The following is a 13,396-nucleotide window of genomic DNA, read 5'->3' on the forward strand; positions in this document are numbered from 1 at the left end:
ATGGTCTCTATGCCTATATGGTCAATATAAAAAATGAAATGAACATTAAACTCTTCATAACGATAATCAGCATTTGGTTACTACCATTTTCAAGAGTGGCAGCACAAGTTTTGTTGCAAAATACCACCTGCGAGATGTTGGAAAATCCGCTAGGTATAGATGTTCAAAAACCACGGTTGGCCTGGCACATTATTTCTAAAGAAAGAAATGTAATGCAAACCGCTTATCAGGTTCTGGTTTCTTCTTCTTTAGAGAAATTAAATGCAAATAATGGCGATTTCTGGGATTCAGGAAAAGTAAATTCTGCTAAATCTATTCACGTAACTTATGATGGAAAGGTGTTGACAAGTCGTGTGAAAGCTTATTGGAAAGTCAAAACTTGGACAACCGCCGGAGAAAGCGAATGGTCTGCAACTCAATCGTGGACGATGGGTCTACTTTATTATAAAGATTGGCCAAAAGGTTGGATCGGTTTCGATCGGGCATTCCCATGGGATAATATCAAATCCGATTCACGTTTATCCGCCCGGTATTTCAGAAAGGAATTTCAAAGCACAAAAACGGTTAAATATGCAACGGCATCCATCATTGGCCTGGGTTTATATGAACTGTATATCAACGGGAAAAAAGTAGGAGAAGATGTTATGGCGCCCTCGCCGACGGATTACACCAAAAACGTAAAGTATAACACGTACGATGTTACAAGCTACCTTCAAAATGGTAAAAATGCTGTTGGCGCTATTTTAGGCAATGGACGTTTCTTCGCCATGCGTCAAAATGAAAAGCCATATAAAATCAAAACATTCGGTTTTCCAAAATTGCTGATGAACCTCAATATTGTTTACAGCGATGGAAGTACCGCAAATATTGATACCGATGGGAGCTGGAAAGGAACTGCAGATGGACCAATCAGAATCAATAACGAATATGATGGTGAAGAATATGATGCCACGAAAGAAGCTGCCGGATGGAACAAAGTTGGTTTTGATGATAGCAAATGGTTAAAGGCAGAGTTTGTACAAGAACCAACCGGAACGATTGAGGCACAAATGAACGAAAATATCAAGGTAATGAACACTTTGAAGCCAATATCAATAAAAAAACTTTCAGGCGATAGATATATTCTAGACATGGGGCAAAACATGGTAGGCTGGTTGCAAATCAAACTGAAGGGCCAAAAAGGAAAACAGATCAAATTGCGTTTTGCTGAATCATTACAGCCGAATGGCGAATTGTTCACCGCAAATCTTCGCAATGCAAAATGTACCGATTTATATACCGCAAAAGGAGGGGAAGTAGAAACCTGGGAGCCGACATTTGTTTATCGTGGTTTCCGGTATGTAGAACTTTCGGGATATGCTTACCAGCCATCGATTAACGATTTTCTGGGGAAAATGATCTACGACAACATTAAAACCGTTGGAACATTAGAAACTTCGGATGCTTTAACGAACCAGATTTTCAAAAATGCCTGGTGGGGAATCGCTGGAAATTACAAAGGGATTCCGATTGATTGTCCGCAACGGAACGAGCGCATGCCTTGGTTGGGCGATAGAGGTGCAGTTGCTTATGGTGAAAGTTTTGTTTTTGATAACGGCAGGTTCTACTCAAAATGGCTTCAGGACATTAGAAATTCGCAAAAGGAAGATGGTGCCATTCCAGATGTTGCGCCTGCTTTTTGGAGGTATTACAGCGACAACATGACCTGGCCCGGTGCCATGCTATTAGTTACGGAAATGCTTTACAAGCAAACAGGCGATGTTTCTGCCGTTCAGGATAATTATCCGGTAATGAAAAAGTGGCTGGCTTACATGCAAGATCGCTACATGAAAGACTATATTTTAACCAAAGATAGTTATGGTGACTGGTGTATGCCGCCGATTACCATTGAGTTTGGAAGAGGTAAAAGCGCAGATAAAAAATATCCATCAGAACTGATTTCAACGGCTTATTATTATCATTTCACACAACTGATGATGCAATTTGCGAAAGCAATTGGTAATGATGAAGATGTTGCAACTTACCAGCTTTTGGGCGATAAAATTAAGGATGCCTTTAACCAGAAATATTATAACGAAAAGGGATATTATGCTACAAACGCTCTGACAGATAATGTTATTCCACTTTACTTCGGAATGGTACCGAAAGATAAGGTTGAGCAGGTTTTTAAAAACATCACTTACACGGTTGAAGTGACCAATAAAGGCCACCTCAGTAATGGATTGGTTGGGATTCAGTGGTTGATGCGTTGTTTGAACGATTATGGCAGACCCGATTTAGCGTACGCGATTGCCACACAAAAAACCTATCCTAGCTGGGGTTACATGGTGGAAAATGGGGCAACAACGATTTGGGAACTATGGAATGGCAATACAGCTGATCCGAAAATGAATTCTCAAAATCACGTGATGATGCTCGGCGATTTACTGATCTGGTATTATGAAAACCTGGCAGGAATTAAATCAGCAAGCGGCGCTTTTAAAACCATCACCATGAAGCCAGAAATGATTAACGGACTCAACTCTGTAAATGCCAGCTATCATTCCATTTATGGTTTGATTAAAAGCAACTACACCAAAACGGCAACTCAGTTGAAATGGAAGGTTACCATTCCGCCAAACACGACGGCAATGATTTATATCCCTGCAAGGAATAAAAATGAAATTTCAGAGCAATTGGCATCCGCAAAGGATTTAAAATATATAAAAATGGAAAATGGCAGAGCGATTTATGAGGTAGGCTCGGGCGATTATGCTTTTGTAGTGGAGCAACGGAAATAATATAAATAAATCGTCATTGCGAGGCACGAAGCAATCTTTCCTATTAGAGATTGCTTCGACTGATGAAAAATCAGTCTCGCAATGACGAGAAAAAAAATACAATTATGAGAAAATTTTTAAAGCCGTTTATGTTATTGATTTTACTGCTAACCACGGTAAATGCATTCAGTCAGACCAAAGACGTGATTATACCTGAAGAAATGCTTTCCAAAGCAAAAGAATGGGTTTCAGCATTAAATTTAACCGATGCCACTAAAAAACTGGCTGCCGAAAATGCAATAGCAGTTCATTTAACCACTATAAGAAACTGGCATAACGAACACCCCTCATCTACTGTTCCAGATGGAATAAATCCTGTTACCGGAACTAAATTAAGTGATCTGGATAAACAAATTATTGCTGATTCGGCCATTCCATCAACCGTACATCAGGCATTAATGGAAAGCCTCAATAAAAACTTATCTCCAGAACAAGTAGAAACTATCTTGGATAAATACACCATTGGAAAAGTGGAGTTCACCATGAAGGGTTACAAAGCGATCGTTCCGGATTTAACTGCCGACGAAGAAGCGAAGATTTTATCTTTTCTCAAACAAGCCCGCGAACAGGCCGTGGACTATAAAAATATGAAACAGATCTCGGCAATTTTCGAAATCTATAAAACGAAATCAGAACAAATGTTAAATAACAATGGCAGAAGTTGGAGGGCGCTTTACAGTGCTTATACTAAGAAAGTAAAGGAAGAGAAAGCGAGTAAAGCAAAGCAGTAAAAAGTTTTCAGTTTGGAGTTCGCAGTTTTGAATCAATAAAACAAATCTGTGAAATCAATTAATCAATGTAATCAACCGCGAAGCGAAAGAATTATGAAACTAAGAAAAATATACACTACAATAGGACTTGTTTTCGCATTATCAATTACCGCCAACGCACAAGTAGAAAAATGGCAGACGGGTGTTGTAAAACAAGAATTTTTATACGATCAGGCACCATTCCCGTCGTGTCATTCTGCAACGATTGCTGAAACGCCAACTGGTTTAGTAGCCTCTTTTTTCGGCGGAACTAAAGAAAGAAATCCCGATGTAGAAATTTACATTAGTCGCTTTGTTGATAACAAGTGGCTGCCACCTGTTTCGGTTGCGAATGGCATCCAGCCTGAGGGGAAACGATTACCAACCTGGAATCCGGTGCTTTATCAGGTACCCGGAGGTGATTTGCTCTTATTCTATAAAATCGGACCAAAGCCATCTGAATGGTGGGGGTTGATGAAAACTTCTAAAGATGGCGGTATTACCTGGTCTGATGCTACCAAATTGCCCGACGGCTACATCGGTCCGGTAAAAAATAAGCCAGTACTTTTAAGCAATGGAAATCTTTTTGCACCCTCCAGCCGTGAAGGCGATGGCTGGAAGATTCATTTTGAAGTAACCAAAGATAATGGCAAAACCTGGCGGACAATCGGGCCACTGGCCGAAAATGGAATTAAAGCCATTCAGCCAAGTATTTTGCAGCACGGCAATGGCAAGCTGCAGATTTTAGCCCGAACAGCAAACAGGGCTATTGCAGAATCATGGTCGGAAGATAACGGCGAAACCTGGACACCGATGACTAAAACGACTTTGCCAAACAACAATTCAGGAACAGATGCGGTGACGATGAAAGATGGTCGACATGTACTGGTTTATAATCATGTTTTGCCTCCCGGCGATTTAGCTAAAGGTGCCAGGACTCCATTAAATGTTTCCATTTCAAAGGATGGTAAAGAATGGTCAGCAGCGTTAATCTTAGAAGATTCACCGATTAGTCAATATTCTTATCCCGCTGTGATTCAAACCGCAGATGGCATGCTGCATTTTATTTATACCTGGCGGAGACAGAAAATTAAACATGTGGTTGTTGATCAATCCAGGATGAAATTAAAGAAAATAAAAAACGGCATCTGGCCTAAATTGAAGGGTTATACTGCTCCGTTGATCACTGAAACAAAAAGCGAAGAGCCATGAGAATTATAAATCATTTCTTCTACTCCTCGTCATTGCGAGGAGGAACGACAGCCTGCCCCGACTTTTCGGGGAAGCAATCTCGTTCAGCGCAGTCAGATTGCTTCAGCTCGCACAAACTTAGCTTCGAAATAATGAGCAGAGGCTTTAAGTCTTTAGTTATGTTTTTAACTGCCTGTTTATTAAGCGTTAACAACCTCTCCTCCCAAACGCAAAACACCGATAACCTTTACAAAAAAACACTGACTGAGGTTTTAAAAGACATTCAAACCCGCTTTAAAGTCCAGATAAAATATTCCGATCCACAGGTAAAAGACAAATGGGTAAATTATGCCGACTGGCGTTTCCGTACTGATGTTGATGAAACACTTGCCAATGTGCTTACACCTTTGGATATGAAGGTGAATAAAGAAAAAACAGGCGTATATAAGCTCAAAGAATACGAATATTATCGATGGGAAGTTCAGGACGGCTGGGCCTACCTGGATGGTTTAGCATCAAAATACCTTGATAAAGCGAGTTGGGAAAAAAGAAAGGATTCCATCAAACCTCAACTTTACCAGGCTTTACAATTATCGCCGCTTCCGGCAAAACCTAATTCAAAACCCATTATTACTCTGAAAAGAGTTTTCGATGGTTATTCTGTAGAGAATATTGCTTTAGAGATTTTACCGGGCGTTTGGATTAATGGATCGCTCTATAAACCATTGAATACCAAAGGAAAAATACCGCTTGTATTAAGCCCTGATGGACATTGGGAAAAGCAACGTTATCGTGCCGATTGCCAGATCCGTTGTGCAACAATTGCGAGGATGGGCGCCATGGCTTTTAGTTATGACCTGTTTGCCTGGGGTGAATCGATGCTTCAATTCAAATATGAAGACCATCGCCGAAGTTTAGCGCAAACGGTACAAGCCTTGGGTGGAATCAGGATTCTGGATTACTTCACCTCCTTAAAAGAAACGGACACAAACAGGGTAGGAATCAGCGGAGGTTCAGGAGCTGGAAGTCATTCCATTTTAATGACCGCTATGGATGCCAGAATTAAATTAAGTGCGCCGGTGGTGGCGATGTCATCCTATTTTTATGGTGGTTGCCCCTGCGAAAGCGGAATGCCGATTCATCAATGTGGAGGTGGAACTGATAATGTAGAACTGGCTGCAATGGCTGCTCCTAGGCCACAATTGTTGGTTTCTGATGGAAGCGATTGGACAGCGCATACACCAGAGCACGATTTTCCTTACCTGCAAAAAATGTACGGTTATTATGGTGCAGAAAATAAGGTGGAAAATGTTCATTTGCCAACCGAAAAGCATGATTTCGGTATCAACAAACGCGTTGCACTTTATGATTTCCTGATCAAAAATTTCAAGCTTAATGGTGCTGCTGTGAAAGATAAAGCGGGCAAATACGACGAAAGCAAGGTAACTATCGAAAAGGAAAATGCACTCTATGTTTTTGGAGACAAAGGTGAAAAGTTGCCAAAAAATGCCGTGATGGGATTTGAAAACTTAGAAAAATTGTTTCCCTTAAGCAAAACAAAATAGATGGCGATGGAGAATCAAAAGAGAAGAACTTTTATCATTAGTATTGCTTTGCTTACAGGTGCTTTGTTGCTTTCTAATCAATGGCTTATGGCGAGTGATAAAAAACAAAGATATAAAGTTGCTGTAATTGACTTGATGATTTTAAAACGTCAGAAATTGAGTGCATTACCACTTGCTCAAGAGATTGGTGCTGATGGTTTAGAGATTGATATGGGTGGTTTGGGCAACAGAGAAACTTTTGATAATAAATTGGCCGATGCGAAAATAAGACAAGAATACTTGGATAAAGCCAAGGAATTGAATTTGGAGATTTGCTCCTTGGCGATGACTGGTTTTTATGCGCAGTCTTTTGCTATGCGACCTACTTATCAAAAAATGATTCAGGACTGCCTAGACACCGCAAAAGCCATGGGTATTAAGGTAGTTTTTCTGCCTCTTGGCGTACAAGGTGATCTGGTTAAAAATCCAGAATTGCGTAAACCTATCATCGATAGATTAAAAATTGTGGGGAAAATGGCTTCGAAAGCAGGCGTTGTTATCGGGATTGAATCGGCCCTGGATGCAACAGGTGAATTGAAATTGCTGAAAGATGTTGATTCCAGAAATGTAAAAAGCTATTTCAATTTTTCTAATGCGATAAAAAATGGCAGAGATTTATGCAACGAATTGAGAATTCTGGGTAGAAAAAATATCATTCAAATTCATGCAACCAATGAAGATGGCGTTTGGTTACAAAATGATCCCAAAATAAACCTTCATAAAGTAAAAGAAACACTCGATGATCTGGGTTGGGGAGGTTGGTTAGTGGTAGAAAGAAGTAGAGATGCGGCGCAACCCAAAAATGTGAAATACAACTTTAGCGCCAATACAAGCTATTTAAAATCTGTTTTTCAAAATAATGCGTCGTCATTGCGAGGAACGAAGCAATCTCATTAGTAGAATTATGGAAATTGCTATAACCAAAAAGATGCAAAGTGCATATAGAATAAAAGACTTGATATCTTGGTTTGGGTCATCACGAACCAAACAATTTAAACCATTTTTCATTTTGGTAATGCTTTTGTCGTTGTTGCAATTCAACGCAGCAGCGGTAGATATTTATGTCGCTATAAATGGTGCTGATACTAACTTGGGTACCAAAGAAAAACCTCTGGCAACACTGCATTCAGCAATTAGAAAAGCAAGGGAATTGCGCCGTTTGAAAGATCCATCGATTAAAAATGGAATCAAAATTATCATGGGGAAGGGAGTATATCAATTAAATGAACCGATCGTGCTACGACCTGAAGATTTAGGTACAAAAGATAGTCCGACAGAAATCATCGCTTTGCAAGGAGAAAAAGCCATTTTAAGTGGTGGTGTAAAAATTAAGGGCTGGAGTAAACTCAATAAAATTGTTCCGGGATTACCAAAAGCATCGTTAGGGAAAGTCTGGGTAGCAAATTTGCCTGATTTCGGTGGACGTGATTTACAGTTCAGGCAATTGTGGGTGAATGATCATAAAGCCATCCGGGCAAAAAACTATAATGGCGAAGAGATGGGCAGAATTTTATCCTGGGATAAAAAGAATCAGACTTGTAAAATTCCCATTCCTAAAAACATCAATCTGGTTAATATTAAAGGCATGGAAATGCTGATTCATCAATGGTGGGCAATTGCAAATCTTCGTGTAAAATCGGTTAAAGTAGTTGGAAATACTGCAGAACTTTCTTTTATGCAACCTGAAAGTAGAATTCAGTCTGAACACCCCTGGCCCGCACCATGGATTTCTGAAAAAACCGGAAATTCTGCTTTTTACCTTTCAAACGCCATTCAGTTTTTAGATGAACCTGGCGAATGGTTTGAAGATTTTCAAAATCACAAAATTTATTACTGGCCGCGTGCATCAGAAAATATGCTTAAGGCAGATGTGGTGGCACCAGCACTGGAAAATCTGGTCAATATTGAAGGAACAATCGATCACCCGGTTTCCTACGTGAGTTTCAAAAATATCTCTTTCCAGCATTCAACCTGGTTAAGACCATCACAAGAGGGACACGTGCCGCATCAGGCAGGGATGTACATGCTCGATGCTTATAAACTAAAAATTCCAGGAACGCCAGATAAAGCTGCTTTGGAAAATCAGGCCTGGGTTGGCCGACCAGCGGCAGCTATTGAAGTGAATTACGCGAACAATACTTCGTTTGAATCATGTCGGTTTGAACATATTGCATCTACCGGCTTAGACTTCAAAAAGGGGACATCAGATAATAAAATAGCAGGTAATTTATTTAAAGATATTGGTGGCGCTGCGATTTTAATCGGAACCTTTTCTGATGAGGCAACTGAAGTTCATTTGCCATATAATCCTTTCGATAAAAGAGAAATTTCTACAAATGACAGAATAGAAAATAACCTGATTACAGATGTAACCAATGAAGATTGGGGAGCGGTTGGAATTGGCGCAGGTTACGTGCGTGGAATCAAAATCCGTCATAACGAAATTAGCGACGTGTCTTACTCGGGTATTAGTATGGGTTGGGGTTGGACAAAGTCGCAAAATGCGATGAAGAACAACACCATCAGCGCAAACAGCATCCATCATTATGGCAAACATCTATATGATGTTGCAGGAATATATACTTTATCTGTACAGCCGGAGTCTATTATTAATGAGAATGTTATCGATAGTATTTACAAGGCGCCTTATGCCCATCTTCCTGACCATTGGTTTTACTTATACACTGATGAGGGTTCATCGCACTTTACCATAAAAGACAATTGGACACCGACTGAAAAGTATTTGCAAAATGCCAACGGACCAGATAATCTTTGGGAAAACAACGGACCAAAAGTTGCAGATCATATCAAACAAAATGCTGGATTAGAAGAACCATTTCAATATTTATTAAAGGAAAAGTCTGTTTATTCAAAAAGGGGAATCAATACCGCTGAAGATAAATCTGTCGTGTTTGAGTTAATATTTAAAACCGATGACTTACCCGGAAATAATACTTTAAATGCGTTTGCTAAGGAAAACAATCTCTTGCCTTCAGCATTTTACAAGTGGAACAATCGCCTGGTGATTTATACCTCGAGCCTCAAAGTGGAAAGTTTGCAGCAAACTTTAAAGCGCCTAAATGCATCGGAAATTAAACTTTATGATAATTTATTTTATGATTTCAACAGAGAAAAGAACTGTGGTGATCAACCTGTAAGAGAATGGGATCATATTATTTTATCTGCCAATTTGGTGAAGGACGAAAAAATGCAAAGGGAATACCTGGCCTATCATCAAACACAGTTTGAAAAATGGCCGGAGATTTCAAAAGGATTCTGCAATGCCGAATTTCAGCGGTTAGCGATTTTTAAAAATGAAAGGCAACTCATGCTTATCATCAGTATTCCGAAAGGAAAAAAATTGGATGATTTAAATCCTAAAACCACGGAAAACAATCCAAGAGTACAGGAATGGAATGCACTAATGAAAAAATATCAGGAAGGAATTGAGGGTGCAAAATCTGGTGAGGTTTGGGTTTTCTTTAAACCAATAGCATAAATAAAGTAAAAGTCGTCATCCGATGAATATCTGCATCAAGCCTGTATTCACCGGATGACTAATTAGAAAATAATAACGCTTACAAAAAATAAGATCATGTTAAGATTAGGGATTTTAGGATTAGGAGAGGGCAGAAGTACAATTTCTGCTTCATTGGCGAGCAAGAAATTTAAGCTCATTCAGATATGCGATGCCAACAAGAAACTTTGTGAAGAACGCGCTTTAGAGTTCGATTTTCAAAACTGGACGACCAGTTACGAAGACATGTTAACCAGCGATAAAATCGATATGATTGCGATTTACACGCCAGACCACTTGCATTTTGAACATATTAAACTGGCACTACAGCATGGGAAACATGTGGTTTGTACCAAGCCTTTTATTGACGATTTATCGCAAGCCAATGAACTTTTAGAGTTGAGTAAAAAATCAAGAAAGAAGATTTTTGTTGGGCAGAGTTCTCGTTTTTTTGAACCTGCTATGCGCCAGAAAAAAGATTTCGATAAAGGTTTAATAGGCGAATTAATTACGATAGAAAGTTATTACCATGCCGATCACCGTTGGTTTTTAGAGAAGGGCTGGTCGCTAAAACAATCGTTTAAATGGTTGTATGGCGGTTTAAGTCACCCTGTGGATTTTATTCGTTGGTATATGCCAGATATTGAAGAAGTAATGGGTTACGGCATGTTAAGTAGCAATGGTTTAAAGGCTGGCCTGAAAAATCAGGATACGATGCACTTTATTTTTAAGGCTAAAGATGGCAGGATTGCACGAGTGAGCGGTGCCTATACAGGCCCAACGCAACCCGCCAGTCGTGATAGTGGTATGAGTTGTATTTTACGTGGTACGGAAGGTGCTAGTCAGGCCGATTACCATGAATTGCGTTATGCTGTGACCACAAAAACTGGTGAAGAAAAGATTATTACCTGGGGCGATGCTACCTTGAAACATTACTTCCGTTTCGAAGGACAAAGTCACCATGCTGGTGAATACCAAAACTATCTGGATTATTTCGCGGATAGCATCAACAATAAATTTACTGCTTACCCTGATTTGAAAGAGGGAATCGGAACGGTGGCACTTTTACAAGCGATGGATCAATCAATGGAAACGGGTTTGCCAGTGAAAATTGATGAGATTTTGAAAGCAAATCATATTACAAGGGAATCGATAGGCTTGTAAAAGATAGGTCGTCATTGCGAGGAGGGACGACGAAGCAATCTATTTTTTAGACTCTTAATGAGGATTGTTTCAGCAGATGAAGGATTTGTTTCGCAAAGACGGATTTTATAAGGATCATCAACCAAATCGTCATGCTGACCTGTAGCGCAGCGGAAAGCTACGCAGTAAATTTAGTTCAGCATCTATTAAAGAAAGATCCTGAATCAAGTTCACTGTTGTCCGGTAAAACTTTTTGAACAAATTTTTACCGGACAGCCTAATCACAAATGGCTGCAATATTCCTTAACCAAAATAATATTTTGCAGGATATGGAAGCTATGAGCGGTTTAAAATATTAAAACCTCTGAAAATGATAGTTTTTTACCGGACAGCCGAATTAGTGCAAGATTTTTAGGAAACCTATAAAACAATGGGCTTACCTTTTAAAAATGAGATAAAAACAGCTTTTTTAGCTTGATTTAAAGGATTTAATGGATCGTTTAAACTTTAACCGGACAACAGTGAATCAAGTTCAGGATGACGATTCTTTGATAGGAGTCGTCATTGCAAGGCATGAAGCAATCCTACAATTATGGCTAGGATGTTTGAATACTTTGAAGATATGGCAAAACCTAAAATAAAATAACACTGATAAAAAAGGATAAACACAGATGATAAATTTAATCTCTGTTCATTTATGGTTAAATAAAATAGTAACCTAAACCAACCTAACCAAATAAAAACCAATGGGAAACATTGTAGAACGTTTAACCAGCTTAGATTACCTCATCGTGATCGCCTACCTTATTATTTTGGTGATCATTGGGTATCGGGCAAGTTTTTCGAAAGATAAAAACAAAGATGAAACCCTATTTCTGGCTAATAAATCTTTAGGCTGGGCAAGTATCGGCTTTAATATGTGGGGCACAAATGTTGGTCCATCGATGTTGCTGGCCTTCGCCAGTATAGGCTACACCACAGGCATCGTTGCGGTAAACTTCGACTGGTATGCCTTTATCTTTTTGTTTTTACTGGCCATTGTTTTCGCCCCGAAATACCTGGCAGCAAAAGTGAGTACCATGCCTGAGTTTATGGGAAATCGTTATGGCGATTCTACCCAAAATATATTGGCCTGGTATGCCTTAGTGAAGATTTTAATCTCCTGGTTATCGTTAGGCTTGTTTGCAGGGGGATTTCTGGTGAGGCAGATTCTGGGCATCCCCATGTGGCAATCGGTTACGGTCTTAGTGGCTTTTGCAGGATTATTTACCTTTTTCGGGGGATTAAAAGCCATTGCAAAAGTGAATGTTTTTCAAATGATTTTATTGATTGCCGTGTCATTGTCTCTTACGCTTTTAGGCTTGCATAAAGTCGGTGGAATTTCTGCTTTGTATGCTAAAACCCCTAGTCATTTCTGGAACCTCATTCAGCCTGCCAGCGATCCAAAATATCCCTGGTATGCTATTTTATTGGGCTATCCGGTTGCGGCCGTTGCCTTCTTTTGCACCGACCAGTCGATGGTTCAATCTGTTTTGGGCGCAAAGAATTTGAAGCAAGGGCAATTGGGCGTGAGCTTTATCGGGTGGTTAAAATTGCTATCCTTACCACTATTTATCATTACGGGAATTTTATGCTATGTTTTATTTCCAAATCTAAAAGATCCCAATGAGGCTTATATGACGATGGTTACCAACCTTTTCCCGCCAGGGATGAACGGTTTGGTAATAGTGGTTTTAATTGCAGTTTTAGTGGGAACGATTGGTTCTTCCTTAAACTCTTTGAGTACCGTTTTTACGATGGATGTTTATGTAAAGAAAATCAATCCGCAGGCTACTAACAAACAAATTATCAACATTGGTCGCTTAACAGTAGTTGCCGGTTGCATTTTCGCTGTGATTGTGGTTCTGGCGATTGATAACATCAAAGGCTTAAACCTATTTGATGTCTTTCAATCAGTTTTGGGCTTTATCGCGCCGCCGCTTTCAGTGGTATTTCTGTTAACTGTTTTCTGGAAAAAAACCACCAGAAAAGCAGTGAATTTTACTTTATCCATAGGTTCTGTTTTGAGTTTGGGTACAGGAATCACATACCTCTGGATCTTGCCACCCGATCAAAACGATTTCTGGCCACACTATCTGATGCTCTCGTTCTATATTTTCGCAGGGCTACTTACTATTGCTATCCTTATTTCACTTTTAGACCGAAGCCCGAGTATTTACAAAATTAATGATAAACATCAGGCGAACATCGAAAAGCCCAGTCAAATAGTCTGGATTTCGTGGACAGCACTTGCGGTAGTGATGGTTGTACTTTATATATTCTTCAATGGACATTAAAAAAAAGTCTGAAGTCGGGAGTCCGAAGTCGGATGAT

The 13,396-nt window shown here is 39.6% G+C and carries 8 protein-coding genes; all 8 read left to right on the forward strand.

The genetic code is table 11. The features are described 5' to 3' along the window. Nucleotides 1-38: 38 nt before the first annotated feature. The 8 genes from ACN1CD_RS04275 (at nt 39) to ACN1CD_RS04310 (ending at nt 13,359) form a co-directional block, all read left to right on the forward strand. Nucleotides 39-2,780: a family 78 glycoside hydrolase catalytic domain gene (locus tag ACN1CD_RS04275; protein WP_419129024.1), complete on the forward strand. Its 2,742-nt coding sequence runs from the start codon at nt 39-41 to the stop codon at nt 2,778-2,780. A gap of 104 nt (nt 2,781-2,884) precedes the next feature. Further along, nucleotides 2,885-3,550, forward strand: coding sequence for a DUF3826 domain-containing protein (locus ACN1CD_RS04280; protein WP_419129026.1), 666 nt, complete (start codon nt 2,885-2,887; stop codon nt 3,548-3,550). A gap of 93 nt (nt 3,551-3,643) precedes the next feature. Then, nucleotides 3,644-4,780 carry a sialidase family protein gene (locus ACN1CD_RS04285; protein WP_419129027.1) on the forward strand — a complete coding sequence of 379 codons (1,137 nt, stop codon included), beginning with the start codon at nt 3,644-3,646 and terminating at the stop codon, nt 4,778-4,780. Between the two features lie 131 nt (nt 4,781-4,911). Continuing rightward, the gene (locus tag ACN1CD_RS04290) at nt 4,912-6,324 is read left to right on the forward strand and encodes an acetylxylan esterase (protein ID WP_419129028.1); all 1,413 of its coding nucleotides are present in this window, start codon (nt 4,912-4,914) and stop codon (nt 6,322-6,324) included. A 6-nt stretch (nt 6,325-6,330) separates the two neighbouring features. After that, entirely contained in the window at nt 6,331-7,260 is a 930-nt protein-coding gene (locus ACN1CD_RS04295; RefSeq protein WP_419129029.1) for a sugar phosphate isomerase/epimerase family protein, read from the forward strand. A gap of 7 nt (nt 7,261-7,267) precedes the next feature. After that, complete coding sequence (locus tag ACN1CD_RS04300) at nt 7,268-9,862, forward strand: L-rhamnose mutarotase (RefSeq protein WP_419129030.1); 2,595 nt, start codon at nt 7,268-7,270, stop codon at nt 9,860-9,862. Between the two features lie 96 nt (nt 9,863-9,958). Beyond that, a complete protein-coding gene (locus ACN1CD_RS04305) occupies nt 9,959-11,044 on the forward strand; it encodes a Gfo/Idh/MocA family protein (RefSeq protein ID WP_419129031.1) in 1,086 nt (361 codons plus the stop codon). A gap of 725 nt (nt 11,045-11,769) precedes the next feature. Further along, entirely contained in the window at nt 11,770-13,359 is a 1,590-nt protein-coding gene (locus tag ACN1CD_RS04310; RefSeq protein ID WP_419129032.1) for a sodium:solute symporter family transporter, read from the forward strand. The last annotated feature ends 37 nt before the right edge of the window (nt 13,360-13,396 follow it).

Origin of the sequence: Pedobacter sp. N23S346 (genome assembly GCF_048515415.1) — a bacterium.
Lineage (GTDB): Bacteria > Bacteroidota > Bacteroidia > Sphingobacteriales > Sphingobacteriaceae > Pedobacter.